Origin of the sequence: Citrobacter sp. Cf118, assembly GCF_030334095.1 — a bacterium.
GTDB classification, from domain to species: domain Bacteria; phylum Pseudomonadota; class Gammaproteobacteria; order Enterobacterales; family Enterobacteriaceae; genus Citrobacter; species Citrobacter freundii.
Window position 1 is genome coordinate 1 of the sequence record NZ_JAOWES010000081.1, and the last position, 16,126, is coordinate 16,126.

Genomic DNA, 16,126 nt, shown 5'->3' on the forward strand with positions numbered 1-16,126 from the left:
GGTTAACGCCAGGGCTCACCATGTAAAAACATGTACTTATTTGAGGATGAAAGGAATGCTAAAAGTTATTCAATCTCCAGCCAAATATCTCCAGGGTCCTGACGCTTCCACCTTGTTTGGTCAATACGCTAAAAATCTGGCGGACAGCTTTTTTGTGATTGCGGATGACTTCGTGATGAAGCTGGCGGGAGAGAAAGTACTCAACGGCCTGCACAGCCACGACATTAGCTGCCATGCGGAACGCTTTAACGGTGAATGTAGCCATGTTGAAATTAATCGACTGATTGCCATTCTGAAACAGCACGGTTGTCGCGGCGTGGTTGGGATTGGCGGCGGGAAAACGCTGGATACTGCCAAAGCGATTGGTTACTACCAGAAGCTGCCGGTGGTGGTGATCCCGACTATCGCGTCTACCGATGCGCCAACCAGCGCGCTGTCCGTTATCTATACCGAAGCCGGTGAGTTTGAAGAGTATCTGATCTACCCGAAAAACCCGGATATGGTGGTGATGGACACTGCGATCATTGCCAAAGCGCCGGTACGTCTGCTGGTGGCCGGGATGGGCGATGCGCTCTCGACCTGGTTTGAAGCGAAAGCCTGTTATGACGCCAGAGCGACCAGCATGGCGGGCGGACAGTCCACCGTGGCGGCGCTGAGCCTGGCGCGCTTGTGCTATGATACCCTGCTGGCGGAAGGCGAGAAGGCACGCTTTGCTGCGCAGGCTGGCGTGGTGACCGATGCGCTGGAGCGTATTGTCGAAGCTAACACTTACCTCAGCGGCATCGGCTTTGAAAGCAGCGGTCTTGCAGGGGCGCATGCGATCCACAACGGCTTTACGATTCTGGAAGAGTGCCACCATTTGTACCACGGTGAAAAAGTCGCCTTTGGTACGCTGGCGCAACTGGTGCTGCAAAACAGCCCGATGGAAGAGATCGAAACCGTGCTGAATTTCTGTCAGAAAGTCGGCCTGCCGGTAACGTTAGCGGAAATGGGCGTGAAAGAAGACGTTGACGGCAAGATCATGGCCGTGGCGAAAGCGACCTGCGCAGAAGGTGAAACCATCCACAATATGCCGTTCCCGGTAACGCCTGAAAGCGTACATGCCGCTATCTTGACGGCAGATCTGCTGGGACAGCAGTGGCTGGCGCGTTAATCAGTCGTCGGTAGGTTTTTATCCGGCATCTTCTCCCCCTCTGACAGTTTCTGCCGGAGGGGTTGTCTATGGTTAAACAGCGGAAAGGGATATGACGGCGCACACGCATAGCATCGGGAAGGAAGTCTCTTCAGTCATTGCCCAGTCATGGCATCGTTGCAGCAAGTTTATGCAGCGGGAAACCTGGCAGGCGCCGCATCAGGCGCAGGGACTGACCTTTGAGTCGATTTGTCGTCGCAAGACGGCGTTGCTGACGATTGCTCAGGCTGCGCTGGAAGATGCCTGGGAGTTTATGGACGGCCGCCCGTGCGCGCTGCTGATTCTGGATGAATCAGCCTGTATTCTCAGCCGTTGCGGCGATCCGCAGACGGTAGAACAGCTGGCGGAGCTTGGGTTTCGTGACGGCAGCTACTGTGCAGAAAGCATCATTGGCAGTTGTGCCCTGTCGCTGGCGACGATGCCGGGCCAGCCGACAAAAACCTCTGGCGAGCAGCATTTTAAACAGGCGCTGCATCCGTGGTCGTTCTGCTCGACGCCGGTCTTCGATAACCATGGTCGACTGTTCGGCTCCATCTCGCTATGTTGTCTGGTGGAGCATGAGTGCGTTTCTGATTTATCCCTGACGCTGGCGATTGCCAGAGAAGTCGGCAACTCTTTGCTGACCGACAGCCTGCTGGCTGAATCCAACCGCCATCTGAACCAGATGTACGGGCTGCTGGAGAGTATGGATGATGGTGTGATGGCCTGGAACGAACAGGGCGTATTGCAGTTCATCAATGCGCGAGCGGCGCTGCTTTTGCATCTCGATGCGCAGGCCAGTCAGGGGAAAAACATTCACGATCTGCTCAATCTCCCCATGCTGCTGCGCCGGGCGATCAAACATGCCCGCGGTCTGAATCACGTCGAAGTTACCTTTGAAAGCCAGCATCAGTTTGTTGATGCCGTCATTACCCTGAAGCCGATTGTTGAGGAGCAGGGCAACAGCTTTATTCTGCTGCTGCATCCAGTGGAACAAATGCGCCAACTGATGACCAGCCAGCTCGGCAAGGTGAGCCACACCTTTGAGCAGATGTCGACTGACGATCCGGAAACCCGCCGCTTGATCCATTTTGGACGCCAGGCAGCGAGGGGGAGTTTCCCGATCCTGCTGTGTGGGGAAGAGGGTGTTGGTAAAGAACTGCTGAGTCAGGCCATTCACAATGAAAGCGAGCGCGCCAGCGGGCCGTATATCGCCGTGAACTGTCAGTTGTATGCCAACAGCGTACTGGGGCAGGATTTTATGGGCAGTGCGCCCACCGACGATGAAAATGGCCGGTTGAGCCGTCTTGAACTGGCGAACGGCGGCACGCTGTTTCTGGAAAAAATTGAATATCTGGCACCGGAGCTGCAATCCGCGCTGTTACAGGTGATCAAACAGGGGGTGTTAACCCGCCTGGATGCCCGTCGGCTGATTCCGGTGGATGTCAAAGTGATCGCCACCACCACGGTTGATCTCGCCAATCTGGTGGAGCAAAACCGCTTTAGCCGTCAGCTGTATTATGCGCTGCACTCTTTTGAGATAGTGATCCCACCGCTGCGGGCGCGGCGCAGTAGTATTCCCTCGCTGATTTATACGCGGCTGAATAGCCTGAAAAAACGCTTTTCATACAGTTTGAAGATCGACGACGACGCGCTGGCGCAACTGGTGGCCTATTCGTGGCCGGGCAATGACTTTGAGCTGAACAGCATTATCGAAAACATCGCCATCAGCAGTGATAACGGCCATATTCGGCTGAGCAATCTACCGGATTATTTGTTTGCCGAACGTCCAGGTCTGGAGACGGCGTCTTCACTGCTGCCTGCTAGTCTGACGTTTACCGCTATCGAAAAAGAGGCGATTATCCATGCTGCCCGCGTCACCAGCGGGCGCGTGCAGGAGATGTCGCAACTGTTGAATATCGGTCGCACTACCTTGTGGCGCAAGATGAAGCAGTACGACATTGATGCCAGCCAGTTTAAGCGCAAGCATCTGGACTAGTTTCTTCAATTCTCGCCATCGAGAACAGCGCGTCTGACAGTCGGTTGATATAACGCCTGGGTTCATCGCGTAACGTTAGCGATCTGCTCATCGCGATGAGGACCCGCTCCAGTCGGCGCGTCAGGGTTCGCGCAACGTGTAGCTGTGCCGATGCGAGATTTTTCCCCGGAATAACAAACTCTTTGAGCGGGCCGCTTTGCGCCATATTACGGTCAATAAGCTGCTCCAGCGCCTGAGTATCCTCTTCACCAATACGCTGTTGTAAGCGAGCGAGTCCTTTCTCATCGCTGGCGAGTTCCGCACCCAGAACAAACAGCATTTTCTGTATGGCGTGCAGATCCTGGCGTAGCCCGGCCTGACGCGTGCTGGCATAGCAGACGCCAAGTTGGGAAATCAGTTCATCCACCGTGCCATAGGCCTCAACGCGGATGTCGTCTTTGTCGATACGGCTGCCGCCAAACAGTGCGGTCGTGCCTTTATCGCCGGTTCGGGTGTAGATGCGGTACATTTATTTTATCTCGCTGAAGGGAAGCACTTTGACCAGTTGACCAGCATTAGCACCGAGGACGCGGAGCCGGGCTGCACCGGCGCGGATATGACCACGGATCAGCGCCCGATCCTCGGGCAACTGGGCGTGGGTTAACGCAATATCACCCGTGGCGTTAAGACCCAGACCGACACGTAGCGTTGAGCTTTTGGCCGCAAGTTTGCTCAATGCCAGCGCGCAGTCATGCTCGTCGCAACAGATTGCCCGGCAAGGGACGCCTTGCTCTTCCAGCCCCCAGCACAGCTCATCAAGCACGCGGGTATCCTGCCAGCGCGAGTGATAAAACAGATGTACGCCCGGTGATGAAAGTGACATTGCGCCCCCTGTACTATCAGAATGCCTGACGGAAGATCTCGGCAATTTCTTTCTCGTTCCCTTTGCGCGGGTTAGAGAAGGCGTTGCCGTCCTTCAGCGCCATTTCCGCCATGTACGGGAAATCGGCTTCTTTAACGCCCAGATCGCGCAGATGCTGCGGAATGCCGATGTCAGCGGAGAGACGGGCAATGGCGTGGATGGCCAGTTCGGCGGCATCCATGGTGGAAAGTCCGTCAGTATTTTCGCCCATAAACTCTGCAATGTCGGCAAATTTTTCCGGGTTAGCGATCAGGTTATAGCGCGCCACGTGCGGCAGCAGTACGGCATTCGCCACGCCGTGCGGCATGTCGTACAGACCGCCAAGCTGATGCGCCATCGCGTGAACGTAGCCGAGGTTGGCGTTGTTGAAAGCCATACCCGCCAGCAGAGAGGCGTAGGCCATGTTCTCGCGAGCTTTCAGGTTGCTGCCCAGCGCTACGGCCTGACGCAAGTTGCGTGCGATCAGGCGAATAGCCTGAATAGCGGCAGCGTCGGTGACCGGGTTGGCATCTTTGGAAATATAGGCTTCCACGGCGTGGGTCAGGGCGTCCATACCGGTCGCGGCGGTCAGCGGGGCGGGTTTGCCGAGCATCAGCAGCGGATCGTTAATGGAGACCGACGGCAGGTTGCGCCAACTGACAATCACAAACTTCACTTTAGTCTTGGTATTGGTCAGCACGCAGTGGCGGGTGACTTCGCTGGCGGTACCGGCAGTGGTATTCACCGCAACGATCGGCGGCAGCGGGTTGGTCAGGGTTTCAATCCCGGCATAGCTGTAGAGATCGCCTTCGTGAGTTGCCGCGATACCGATGCCTTTACCGCAGTCATGCGGGCTACCGCCACCGACGGTAACGATGATATCGCAATGCTCTTTGCGAAAGACTTCGAGACCGTCACGCACGTTGGTGTCTTTGGGGTTAGGTTCAACGCCATCAAAAACCACCACGTCAATGCCCGCTTCACGTAAATGGGCGAGGGTTTTATCTACCGCGCCGTCTTTAATGGCCCGCAGACCTTTATCAGTAACCAGCAGCGCTTTTTTACCGCCTAACAGTTTGCAGCGTTCGCCGACAACGGAAATAGCATTGGGGCCAAAGAAGTTCACATTTGGCACCAGGTAATCAAACATACGATAGCTCATAATATACCTTCTTAGATTTAAATTATAATTCAGAGAAACAATTCAGTGCGGTTTCTGCTAATAATCTGTCTTGTTCCACGGTGCCGCCACTAACGCCAACGGCACCAATTAATTTACCGTTTAATATGACAGGTAAACCGCCGCCGAAAATAACAATGCGCTGTTGGTTGGTAAGCTGCAAACCATATAGCGAAGCACCAGGTTGTACCGCATCGGTAATTTCATGGGTACCCTGGCGCAGGCAGCAGGCGGTATACGCTTTATTAAGAGAGATATCACAGCTGGTGACAAACGCATCGTCCATGCGTTGCATTAGCAGCGTATTCCCACCGCGATCCACCACGGAAAAGACCACCGGAACGCTGATCTCAAGCGCTTTAGCCTCAACGGCCTGCGCCATTTTTTTTGCAGACGCCAGCGTAATGGTGGCAATTTGTTGGCTCTTATTCACAGTTTCTCCTGAAAATGTTGTAGGGCTGAGGTCACGAAACATATCGCGCAACAGCTATTTTTATCATTGGCTTTACCTTATTTTCTCGCCGCACGTTATTAAGTCAATAGGGCGAAAATTTCAAAGATATTAAATTCACCTTCCCGGTTTTGCGTTTATTGATAATGATCATTTAACCTCGTCACAATTCACGATGGATATTCCTGAATTGCGTTTCAATATGAAACGATGCGTTTTTATTAGGTACCAAATTGGAACGAAATTAATTTTATTTTTTTATTGTTCTGCTCATTTAGAGTTCGACCATTGCTGATGAAAGGCGAATGACGGGTGTTGTGTCCCCGGCAATGCGGCCCGGCGTCCCTATTTTTTATCTTTTGAGTCAATAAATCATGAGAAGATCAAAACGATTCGAAGTACTTGCGAAGCGGCCTGTAAATCAGGATGGGCTGATTGGCGAATGGCCTGAAGAGGGGCTGATCGCCATGGAAAGCCCCTACGATCCAGCGTCGTCGGTGAAGGTGGAAAATGGTCGTATTGTTGAGCTGGACGGTAAGAGCCGCGCCGAGTTCGACATGATCGACCGTTTCATTGCCGACTACGCCATTAACGTGGCTGAGGCCGAGCACGCCATGCAGCTCGACGCGCTGGAGATCGCCAGAATGCTGGTGGATATCCACGTCAGTCGGGAAGATATTATTGCCATTACCACTGCCATCACCCCGGCGAAAGCGGTGGAAGTGATGGCGCAAATGAACGTGGTGGAGATGATGATGGCGCTGCAAAAAATGCGTGCCAGACGCACGCCCTCCAACCAGTGCCACGTGACCAACCTGAAAGATAACCCGGTACAGATTGCCGCCGACGCTGCTGAAGCGGGGATCCGTGGCTTTTCCGAGCAGGAAACGACGGTTGGCATCGCCCGCTACGCGCCGTTTAACGCCCTGGCGCTGCTGGTGGGTTCCCAGTGCGGTCGTCCTGGTGTGCTGACGCAATGTTCTGTTGAAGAGGCCACGGAGCTGGAGCTGGGCATGCGTGGGCTAACCAGTTATGCCGAAACGGTGTCGGTGTATGGTACAGAATCGGTGTTTACCGACGGTGATGACACGCCGTGGTCCAAAGCGTTTCTCGCCTCGGCTTATGCATCGCGTGGCTTGAAGATGCGCTACACCTCCGGCACTGGCTCGGAAGCGCTGATGGGCTATTCCGAAAGTAAATCGATGCTATATCTGGAGTCGCGCTGCATTTTTATCACTAAAGGCGCGGGCGTACAGGGGCTGCAAAACGGTGCGGTCAGCTGCATCGGCATGACCGGCGCTGTGCCTTCGGGGATCCGCGCGGTGCTGGCGGAAAACCTGATTGCCTCAATGCTCGACCTTGAAGTGGCCTCCGCCAATGACCAGACCTTTTCTCATTCCGATATTCGCCGTACTGCCCGCACCCTGATGCAGATGCTGCCGGGTACCGACTTTATCTTCTCCGGTTACAGCGCGGTACCCAACTACGACAACATGTTTGCCGGGTCGAACTTCGACGCTGAAGACTTCGATGATTACAACATCCTGCAACGCGATCTGATGGTTGACGGCGGTCTGCGTCCGGTGACTGAAGAAGAAACCATCGCTATACGCAATAAGGCTGCACGCGCCATTCAGGCGGTGTTCCGCGAACTGGGCCTGCCGCTGATTAGCGATGAAGAAGTGGAAGCCGCTACTTATGCTCACGGCAGCAAAGATATGCCTGCGCGCAATGTAGTGGAGGATCTGGCGGCCGTGGAAGAGATGATGAAGCGTAATATCACCGGGCTGGATATCGTCGGCGCGTTGAGTTGCAGCGGTTTTGAAGATATCGCCAGCAATATCCTCAATATGCTGAGACAGCGTGTTACTGGTGATTACCTGCAAACGTCGGCCATTCTGGATCGCCAGTTCGACGTCGTCAGCGCCGTCAACGACATCAATGATTATCAGGGACCTGGTACCGGCTATCGCATCAGTGCCGAACGCTGGGCGGAAATTAAAAATATTGCGGGCGTGGTTCAGCCCGGCTCGATCGAATAAGGCGGAACACTGTGGAATGCACAACTGAACGTAAGCCGGTTTTCACCTTACAAGTGAGCGAAGGCGAGGCGGCTAACGCGGATGAACGCGTGGATGAAGTGGTGATTGGCGTCGGCCCGGCCTTTGGCAAGCACCAGCATAAAACCCTGATTGATATGCCTCACAACGCGATTCTGAAAGAGCTGGTTGCTGGCATCGAAGAAGAGGGATTACATGCGCGGGTAGTGAGGATCCTGCGCACCTCGGATGTTTCTTTTATGGCATGGGATGCGGCAAACCTCAGCGGCTCAGGCATCGGGATTGGCATCCAGTCGAAAGGAACCACGGTGATTCATCAGCGCGATCTGCTGCCGTTAAGCAACCTCGAGCTGTTCTCTCAGGCTCCGCTGCTGACGCTGGAAACCTATCGTCAGATTGGTAAAAACGCCGCGCGATATGCACGCAAAGAGTCGCCTTCGCCGGTGCCAGTGGTCAATGACCAGATGGTGCGCCCTAAATTTATGGCCAAGGCCGCGCTGTTTCATATCAAAGAAACCAAACACGTGGTGCAGGATGCTGCGCCTGTCACGTTGCATATTGCACTGGTAAGGGAATGACCATGAACGACAACATCATGACTGCGCAGGATTACCCATTAGCGACCCGCTGCCCGGAGAAAATCCAGACGCCTACCGGCAAGCCGCTAACCGACATTACTCTTGAGAATGTGCTGGCGGGCCGCGTAGGACCGCAGGATGTGCGTATTTCTCAGCAAACGCTGGAGTACCAGGCGCAGATTGCCGAGCAGATGCAGCGTCATGCCGTGGCGCGCAATTTTCGTCGTGCGGCAGAACTGATTGCGATTCCGGATGCCCGCATTCTGGAGATCTACAACGCGCTGCGGCCGTTTCGTTCTTCGTTCGCCGAGTTGCAGGCCATTGCCGATGAACTGGAACACACATGGCATGCCACGGTGAACGCCGGGTTTGTCCGCGAATCGGCAGAGATATACCAGCAGAGAAATAAGCTGCGTAAAGGCAGCCAGTGACGGAGGCAGCATGCCGTTAATTGCAGGGATCGATATCGGCAACGCCACCACCGAGGTGGCGTTGGCGCAGGATGGCCGGTTTATCGGCAGCGGGATTGTCGCCACGACCGGTATGAAAGGCACGCGGGATAATATCGCCGGGGTAGTCGCGTCCCTGCAGCAGGCGCTGAATAACACGCCGTGGTCGCTGCAGGACGTAGCAAAAATTTGCATCAACGAGGCCGCACCGGTGATTGGCGATGTGGCGATGGAAACCATCACTGAAACCATCATTACCGAATCGACGATGATTGGTCATAACCCGCAAACGCCCGGTGGCGTTGGCGTGGGCATGGGAACCACCATCGCCGTGGAGAAGTTGGCGGCGTTGAGCGAGGATCGATTTGCCCAGGGCTGGATCCCGTTGGTAGGTGAGGAGATGGATTTCCTTGAGGCGGTTTGGTTTATCAATGAAGCGCTGGATCGCGGCGTCAATGTGGTGGCGGCCATCCTGAAAAAAGATGATGGCGTGCTGGTGAATAATCGCCTGCATCGGCCAATGCCGGTGGTTGATGAAGTCACTCTGCTGGAGAAGGTGCCGGAAGGTGTTCTGGCGGCGGTGGAAGTGGCGGCCCCAGGACAGGTGGTGCGGGTGCTGTCGAACCCTTACGGCATTGCGACCTTCTTTGCCCTGACGCCCGAGGAAACGCAAACTATCGTCCCCATCGCCAGAGCGCTGATTGGCAACCGTTCCGCCGTGGTGCTGAAAACCCCGCAGGGCGATGTGCAATCAAGAGTGATCCCGGCGGGTAAGATCTTTATCCGTGGTGAAAAGCGTGGCGGTGAAGCCGACGTAGCGCAAGGCGCGCAGGCCATTATGCAGGCGATGAGCGCCTGCGCGCCCGTGTGTGATATTCGTGGTGAAGCAGGCACGCACGCAGGCGGCATGCTGGAGCGGGTGCGAAAGGTAATGGCGTCCCTGACCGGCCATGAGATGAGCGCGATATACATCCAGGATCTGCTGGCGGTGGATACGTTTATTCCGCGCAAGGTGCAGGGCGGGATGGCCGGCGAGTGCGCCATGGAAAATGCCGTCGGGATGGCGGCGATGGTGAAAGCGGACCGTCTGCAAATGCAGGTTATCGCCCGCGAACTGAGCGCCCGACTGCAAACCGAGGTGGTGGTGGGCGGCGTGGAGGCCAACATGGCCATCGCCGGGGCGTTAACCACTCCCGGCTGTGCGGCGCCGCTGGCGATCCTCGATCTCGGCGCCGGCTCGACGGATGCGGCGATCGTCAACGCGGAGGGGCAGATAACGGCGGTCCATCTCGCCGGGGCGGGGAATATGGTCAGCCTGTTGATTAAAACCGAGCTGGGCCTCGAGGATCTTTCGCTGGCGGAAGCGATAAAAAAATACCCGCTGGCCAAAGTGGAAAGCCTGTTCAGTATTCGTCACGAGAATGGCGCGGTGGAGTTCTTTCGGGAAGCCCTCAGCCCGGCGGTGTTCGCCAAAGTGGTGTACATCAAGGAGGGCGAACTGGTGCCGATCGATAACGCCAGCCCGCTGGAAAAAATTCGTCTCGTGCGCCGGCAGGCGAAAGAGAAAGTGTTTGTCACCAACTGCCTGCGCGCGCTGCGCCAGGTCTCACCCGGCGGTTCCATTCGCGATATCGCCTTTGTGGTGCTGGTGGGCGGCTCATCGCTGGACTTTGAGATCCCGCAGCTTATCACGGAAGCCTTGTCGCACTATGGCGTAGTCGCCGGGCAGGGCAATATTCGGGGAACAGAAGGGCCGCGCAATGCGGTCGCCACCGGGCTGCTACTGGCCGGTCAGGCGAATTAAACGGGCGCTCGCGCCAGCCTCTCTCTTTAACGTGCTATTTCAGGATGCCGATAATGAACCAGACTTCTACCTTAACCGGGCAGTGCGTGGCCGAGTTTCTTGGCACCGGATTGCTCATTTTCTTCGGCGCGGGCTGCGTCGCTGCGCTGCGGGTCGCCGGGGCCAGCTTTGGTCAGTGGGAGATCAGTATTATCTGGGGCCTTGGCGTCGCCATGGCCATCTACCTGACGGCCGGTGTCTCCGGCGCGCACCTTAATCCGGCGGTGACCATTGCCCTGTGGCTGTTCGCCTGTTTTGAACGCCGCAAGGTGCTGCCGTTTATTGTTGCCCAGACGGCCGGGGCCTTCTGCGCCGCCGCGCTGGTGTATGGGCTCTATCGCCAGCTGTTTCTCGATCTTGAACAGAGTCAGCATATCGTGCGCGGCACTGCCGCCAGCCTTAACCTGGCCGGGGTCTTTTCCACGTACCCGCATCCACATATCACTTTTATACAAGCGTTTGCCGTTGAGACCACCATCACGGCAATCCTGATGGCGATGATCATGGCCCTGACCGACGACGGCAACGGAATTCCGCGCGGGCCGCTGGCGCCGTTGCTGATTGGCTTGCTGATCGCCGTGATCGGCGCGTCGATGGGGCCGCTAACCGGCTTTGCGCTGAATCCGGCGCGCGACTTCGGCCCAAAACTGTTTACCAGTCTGGCCGGGTGGGGCTCGATCGCCTTTACCGGTGTGCTGGCGATCCCTTACTTTCTGGTGCCGCTGCTGGCGCCGGTGGTGGGGGCGATTATCGGGGCGTTTTTGTATCGCAAGCTTATCGGCCGCTTTCTGCCGTGCGAATGCGGTATCGATGAGTAAAGCGGGACCCGCCGCAGCGCGGCGGGTTTCCCCGGCCTGATGCCGGGGGGGTTATTTTTTGATGACCGCGCTGAGATCGCCAAGTTTAGCGGCGGGGTTCTTGTGGCACTCCTGCAGCATTTTCGGTACCGAAACGGTCTCGACTTCATGCCAGTCAACATAGTCGCCGCCGCTAAAGTCGGTGTTGCGATTCACTACCCAGAAGGCCACCGGGGTCATGCTTTTTGGGTTCATATCCATAAATTCCTGACAGGTCATATTCTGCGGCGTGGTTTCCTCAACCGCGAACGCCGGGCTGGTCATCAGACAGAATGTGGTAGCCGCCACGGTCAATACGAGTGCTTTAGGGAAGGTGCGAACAAGTCCCTGATATGAGATCATGTTTGTCATCTGGAGCCATGGAACAGGGTTCATTATGAGGCGATTGATTGAGCCAGAACTGGCAGAAAAGGCCGTACTGAAAATGGATGCCAATGGCTTTGAAGAATGCCTGTCTTTGTGCCAAAAGCTGCGTTCCGCATATGAACGTAGGGATGTTTATCTGGCGCACCAGCTAAACCTCACTCTGCGGCTGAAGCTTTACATATACGCCGGTCTGCCTGAGTTTTTCAAAATTGTAACCCAACTGTGGATTAACCTGTGGCCAACTCTGAGTTACACGTTCGAATCTGACTCGGAGGATAAATGGCCAATATTTTTCTCGTCGCTTGAACTCGCTCTTTCAAACAGGGATGCAGGGGCAGCAGCAGATGCCATTAGAGAGTCACTGGATAAGGGGTTGCGGATCTATCTCAGCTTGTTAACCGAGCAAGGTGAGTAAACCGGCTACTAGTAGCCGGTTCGGATTCAACGTTTGAGGGTTTGCATCATCAGGGAGGGTTTAGGAATTGGTTCTTTCTGCTCAGCAGGCTTATCCGAATCAATGATGGTTGTTGCTCGGATACCTGTGGCCTGGGTTTCCACTGGTGAAGAATTCCGTTCAACGGCAATGCCCAGCGTTTGCGACAGAATGTTGCTCAGCGTTTCGGCATTAAACGATGTCGTGGTTTGTGCGGCCAGCAAATTTATTAACCGAGGGTCGAGCTCATGCAAGGCAGACGCAATTACCAGTGCCTTACGGTAAAATTCCCCCCGGGATCGGCGGGGTAAGCGCTCCATAATATCAAGAGCTTTACCGTCTTCTGGATTATTGCCGGGGCGGAGCCAGACGAGTAAACGTTTATCTTCTTCCATCACATAACCTCGTTTAGACGCTTGCCATTGCTTTGACGAGCGCGAGCTGCGCGTCAGGCGCTTTGATGACATCCAGCTTAGGGAATAGTTCGACAATATGAGAATGGATGAGCTCAGCACCGCCCCCGGCCAGTATGATTTTGTGGACGCTGTTCTGACGACGTATATCAGCTGCAACAGCTTCGGCCAGATTTTTCGACTCAGAATCGATAACGTCAATGATGGCATCAATTTTAGAGTGATCATTGACCGCAGAAGCAATCAACGCTCTATCATGACGGTTTTTAATGATGATATCCGCAATGGCATAACTACTTGGAGACTGGGCATCCTGGAGCGCAGCCATAACAGCTTTTGTCACTCGTGAAACGCCAACATCGCTGTTGCCAAAGATATCAGATATGCCCTCCATTGCCCCCTGAATGATGGCCAGGTCTAGGGTTGTTCCCCCCAGATCGACAACCAGGGTTCGTGTAAGCTGCGTGGTTGTTTTAGGATCAATCAGATATTCAGCCGCAGGTACTGATTCAGGCATTACGTTAACTTTTACAACATGAAAAGTTTCGCCATTATTCAGGGTTATTGGGCCCATAACGTTGGCCTTTTTCTTTTCAATATTAGCTTCGTTCAACTGCGCATCGCTCGTGAAGAACATGGCCACCGGCAGTGTCACTGTAAGTTCAACATCCTGTGGCTCAAGACCGGAAGTCAAAAGGGCATGATGAATTGCTACGCGACTTACAGCGTCGAACTGGAAAGAGGTATGCGTTGTTGTAATTGCAGATGTTGAACCAATGTCGTGAGTAAATTTCCGCCCATCAATGAGATAGTTGTAGATAGTTTTACCACCAAATGCGAGTGGAGTAGCCCAGCCTTCGCGGAAGGCGTTCTGCGAAACATGAGTTTTGATTTCACCATTCTCAATCCAGGCAAGTTTTACGTTCGTTGAGCCGTCATCACAAGCGATGTTCATCATGGTATATACCTCATTAAAATGTTCAAAAGTATCAAAAATCTCTGCCATTTTAGATAGTAAGCCATCCTGAAGCAAGGAATGCGCACCTGTAGCGCACGTTTAATGTCCACAAAATGACTATGAAAAGTGAATTACGAGTGAGTAAAACAGGAACGATTCTATCGGATTGAAATCTGGCGGGGTAAACGAGAAAGAGGGATGTATACGTACATGCAGAGGTCGGTAGCCCTGGAACACCAACGGAAAAAGTAACAAACCACCCGAAAAATGAACCAGTGCCACCAGACTAAATTGTGACAATCGATAGCCAATACTGCAAGAGAACCTAAGAATAAAAGGTATCGCTATATGACAGCTCAGTCGGTAAAATCGAGGAAACCATGTCGGATCACCATTGTAGTTTCTGGTTAGTTCAATAATGAGGTATCCCCAATGACATCCATTCTGCTTACTTCTGATTCTGTTGATGGGTACACTTTTTGTATTTCTACTGATGGTAATGGATGTAAGCTGTCAGTCAGGCCAGAATACCGGCGCAATGGCACACAAACTTATGATGGCTGGTTTCCCAGATACTACTCAAAGCCTCAGTATGCTAAAGCAGCGTTAACAAGGTTCCTTGGAGAATCTGTTAACTGGTCACCACGGACGGGGCTCAGTTAGTCACAGGATACGTAACAGCCTGAGTCCGAGGATACCAACAAGTCAAGAGAACCCCCTGATAAACCCTTAACAATCAACACCTTACCTTGGTGCGCTTAATGAACCTTATGTTGAATTATGGTTAAGTAGTCGATTTTATGGTTGGAAGTGCCTGTTTGCAGTAAAATGCAGTTCATTACCTTTAACCACTGGAACTAGACATGGCTAATGAAGATCTCCCCTCTGGGTGCAAACGCTGTAAAGGATGCAATCAGGTTAAACCCTTCGAAGAATTCGGTAAGGAACTTAAGGGTAAGTTTGGCCTTAAAAGTAAATGCAAGTTGTGCATTAGCGATAAAAACAGAAATTATGCTGCCGGTTCCGGTGCAGGTGTAAAACTCCAAAACAATAAAAAATACCAGACCGAGCATAAGAGTGAACTGGCAGAAAAGATGAGAGTAAGACGGGCAAAGAAAAAATTTGGAGATAACTATGAAGCATATCTAGCATCTTTAGAAAGGATTAAAAACCTCTGATAATTACATAACAACCTTAGCCAATAAGACACAAAGATTATGTATTGTTGCTTTTATTTCAAAGCATCAACTTTATTGAAAAGTTACGCTATACACTGTGCAATTTATTATGCTGATTTAATTTGGTGATTATATGAGTTGTCATGACAGAGACATCAATAAGATCCTTCAATCATTCACTCACTTAATGGTTGAAGCAAAAAAAAGCATCTTTCATTCAAAATCAATGAAGGTTCAAGGTCTTCAGTTAGTAGATGAGTTATACATCCGTGCCCGGACGGGAAAAATGTCATACCTCGGTTCGTCGGTACTGGTAGTCGCAACCATTTCAGTGAAGACCCCAGGCAAAGGATTTTTCAGACAGTTACTCTCGAAATTAAAAGAAGCAGCTGAGACAAATAACTACATCTTAAAGGTTGAGAATGTCATCAGCACCGAACTTAGGGAGTTTCTTATCAGAGAGGGTTTTTCATTTCCTGGTGAACGGTGGATGTGCGGTTCCGGCTACTGGGCTCCATCATCACTTAGGCTTAATGACCAATTAAGCACCCTCCCCGTCTAATATGAGGCCGTAAATGTTCATAACCCCTGAAGTTGCTTATGTCTGCGAGCTGTTACATAAATATGATGTACTTCCACTCGAATGTGATGGTCATACTATGGTTGTAAGTTGCCTGCTAGATAGATTCTGTATACCGCACCAGCGCATCGTTGGAGAAGTAACGTTGGCTGGAACTGGCCAGATAATTCGACCTCATCTGTGGATAGAGTATGACGAATACATAATAGATTACCGCCTCCGCATGTGGGCAAGGAAAACCGAAGATAATGTTAGTCTAGTGCCTCATGGCATCTTTATCGAAGATAAAAGTCAGGCAATTTACACTGCTCAAAGAATTGCAAATAAAGCCATGATATCAGACTCGATAATTGATTTTATGACAGATGGGTTATGGACTAAGATTCTCCTAGAAATCCCTGGTAAAAAAAGAATTACATAAAGCAGGAGGATTAAGTTTGTTCATAAAGTTTTTCTTCACTGACACTCAAAGCAAAGATGTCTTTTTCCAAGCACCAATCTTAGAAAATATTTGCTTTTCTACTGACTCAAGTTGGTTCATTAAAAGATGATAGTTGAATCGCCACGGATAATCTAGACACTTCCGAGCCGTTGATAATACTGGTTTTCATATTCTGTCGGTGAAATCTGATCGCTAGAACCATGCCGACGCTTACTGTTATAAAACATTTCGATGTAATCAAAAATATCGCTGCGGGCTTCTTCCCGCGTTCCGTAGATCTTTTTCTTT

At 52.7% G+C, this 16,126-nt stretch carries 19 protein-coding genes; 11 read left to right on the plus strand and 8 right to left on the minus strand.

What is annotated here, in order from left to right; all coding sequences use genetic code 11:
- Nucleotides 1-55 precede the first annotated feature (55 nt).
- Both OGX67_RS09570 and dhaR read left to right on the plus strand, forming a co-directional pair.
- A complete protein-coding gene (locus tag OGX67_RS09570) occupies nucleotides 56-1,153 on the plus strand; it encodes a glycerol dehydrogenase (protein WP_003024745.1) in 1,098 nt (365 codons plus the stop codon).
- Nucleotides 1,154-1,244: 91 nt separating this feature from the next.
- Nucleotides 1,245-3,170: a dihydroxyacetone kinase operon transcriptional regulator DhaR gene (gene dhaR / locus OGX67_RS09575; RefSeq protein ID WP_193863309.1), complete on the plus strand. Its 1,926-nt coding sequence runs from the start codon at nucleotides 1,245-1,247 to the stop codon at nucleotides 3,168-3,170.
- On the opposite strand, the gene OGX67_RS09580 is transcribed toward dhaR, so the two are convergent.
- Genes OGX67_RS09580 through OGX67_RS09595 form a run of 4 tightly spaced genes read right to left on the minus strand, consistent with a single transcriptional unit; the run spans nucleotide 3,148 to nucleotide 5,663 of the window.
- Nucleotides 3,148-3,678 carry a cob(I)yrinic acid a,c-diamide adenosyltransferase gene (locus tag OGX67_RS09580; RefSeq protein ID WP_003841452.1) on the minus strand — a complete coding sequence of 177 codons (531 nt, stop codon included), beginning with the start codon at nucleotides 3,676-3,678 and terminating at the stop codon, nucleotides 3,148-3,150. The two genes, dhaR and OGX67_RS09580, sit on opposite strands and share 23 nt — an antisense overlap.
- A complete protein-coding gene (locus OGX67_RS09585; RefSeq protein WP_032950260.1) occupies nucleotides 3,679-4,032 on the minus strand; it encodes a glycerol dehydratase reactivase beta/small subunit family protein in 354 nt (117 codons plus the stop codon).
- A 16-nt stretch (nucleotides 4,033-4,048) separates the two neighbouring features.
- Nucleotides 4,049-5,212, minus strand: coding sequence for a 1,3-propanediol dehydrogenase (gene dhaT, locus OGX67_RS09590; RefSeq protein ID WP_003024734.1), 1,164 nt, complete (start codon nucleotides 5,210-5,212; stop codon nucleotides 4,049-4,051).
- 22 nt (nucleotides 5,213-5,234) lie between these two features.
- Entirely contained in the window at nucleotides 5,235-5,663 is a 429-nt protein-coding gene (locus OGX67_RS09595; protein WP_257651750.1) for a GlcG/HbpS family heme-binding protein, read from the minus strand.
- A 392-nt stretch (nucleotides 5,664-6,055) separates the two neighbouring features.
- On the opposite strand from OGX67_RS09595, the gene OGX67_RS09600 reads away from it, so the two are divergent.
- Genes OGX67_RS09600 through OGX67_RS09620 form a run of 5 tightly spaced genes read left to right on the plus strand, consistent with a single transcriptional unit; the run spans nucleotide 6,056 to nucleotide 11,429 of the window.
- A complete protein-coding gene (locus OGX67_RS09600; protein ID WP_048217121.1) occupies nucleotides 6,056-7,723 on the plus strand; it encodes a propanediol/glycerol family dehydratase large subunit in 1,668 nt (555 codons plus the stop codon).
- Between the two features lie 11 nt (nucleotides 7,724-7,734).
- Nucleotides 7,735-8,319, plus strand: coding sequence for a propanediol/glycerol family dehydratase medium subunit (locus OGX67_RS09605; RefSeq protein ID WP_003024724.1), 585 nt, complete (start codon nucleotides 7,735-7,737; stop codon nucleotides 8,317-8,319).
- Between the two features lie 2 nt (nucleotides 8,320-8,321).
- A complete protein-coding gene (locus OGX67_RS09610; RefSeq protein WP_257651749.1) occupies nucleotides 8,322-8,750 on the plus strand; it encodes a diol dehydratase small subunit in 429 nt (142 codons plus the stop codon).
- A gap of 10 nt (nucleotides 8,751-8,760) precedes the next feature.
- The gene (locus OGX67_RS09615; protein WP_286526384.1) at nucleotides 8,761-10,572 is read left to right on the plus strand and encodes a diol dehydratase reactivase subunit alpha; all 1,812 of its coding nucleotides are present in this window, start codon (nucleotides 8,761-8,763) and stop codon (nucleotides 10,570-10,572) included.
- A 53-nt stretch (nucleotides 10,573-10,625) separates the two neighbouring features.
- A complete protein-coding gene (locus OGX67_RS09620) occupies nucleotides 10,626-11,429 on the plus strand; it encodes an MIP/aquaporin family protein (protein ID WP_007372195.1) in 804 nt (267 codons plus the stop codon).
- Between the two features lie 51 nt (nucleotides 11,430-11,480).
- Here the strand turns inward: OGX67_RS09620 and hdeB are convergent, their stop codons facing one another.
- Nucleotides 11,481-11,732: an acid-activated periplasmic chaperone HdeB gene (gene hdeB / locus OGX67_RS09625; protein ID WP_007372196.1), complete on the minus strand. Its 252-nt coding sequence runs from the start codon at nucleotides 11,730-11,732 to the stop codon at nucleotides 11,481-11,483.
- Between the two features lie 160 nt (nucleotides 11,733-11,892).
- Here hdeB and OGX67_RS09630 point away from each other — a divergent pair, with 160 nt between their 5' ends.
- Complete coding sequence (locus tag OGX67_RS09630) at nucleotides 11,893-12,249, plus strand: GntR family transcriptional regulator (protein WP_242529909.1); 357 nt, start codon at nucleotides 11,893-11,895, stop codon at nucleotides 12,247-12,249.
- A 26-nt stretch (nucleotides 12,250-12,275) separates the two neighbouring features.
- Here the strand turns inward: OGX67_RS09630 and OGX67_RS09635 are convergent, their stop codons facing one another.
- Nucleotides 12,276-12,662: a plasmid partitioning/stability family protein gene (locus tag OGX67_RS09635; protein ID WP_009652914.1), complete on the minus strand. Its 387-nt coding sequence runs from the start codon at nucleotides 12,660-12,662 to the stop codon at nucleotides 12,276-12,278.
- 13 nt (nucleotides 12,663-12,675) lie between these two features.
- Nucleotides 12,676-13,713, minus strand: a complete 1,038-nt coding sequence (parM, locus tag OGX67_RS09640; protein ID WP_009652920.1) for a plasmid segregation protein ParM domain-containing protein — start codon at nucleotides 13,711-13,713, stop codon at nucleotides 12,676-12,678.
- Between the two features lie 788 nt (nucleotides 13,714-14,501).
- Between parM and OGX67_RS09645 the strand changes: the two genes are divergently transcribed.
- The 3 genes from OGX67_RS09645 (at nucleotide 14,502) to OGX67_RS09655 (ending at nucleotide 15,817) form a co-directional block, all read left to right on the plus strand.
- Nucleotides 14,502-14,816 (plus strand): hypothetical protein, encoded by a 315-nt coding sequence (locus OGX67_RS09645; RefSeq protein WP_009652923.1) that lies wholly within the window; start codon nucleotides 14,502-14,504, stop codon nucleotides 14,814-14,816.
- Between the two features lie 133 nt (nucleotides 14,817-14,949).
- The gene (locus OGX67_RS09650; protein WP_032155219.1) at nucleotides 14,950-15,378 is read left to right on the plus strand and encodes a hypothetical protein; all 429 of its coding nucleotides are present in this window, start codon (nucleotides 14,950-14,952) and stop codon (nucleotides 15,376-15,378) included.
- A gap of 13 nt (nucleotides 15,379-15,391) precedes the next feature.
- A complete protein-coding gene (locus OGX67_RS09655; protein WP_016241518.1) occupies nucleotides 15,392-15,817 on the plus strand; it encodes a hypothetical protein in 426 nt (141 codons plus the stop codon).
- Nucleotides 15,818-15,969: 152 nt separating this feature from the next.
- Here the strand turns inward: OGX67_RS09655 and OGX67_RS09660 are convergent.
- The coding region (locus tag OGX67_RS09660) for an IS3 family transposase (RefSeq protein WP_284881936.1) at nucleotides 15,970-16,126 on the minus strand (157 nt) is incomplete at its 5' end.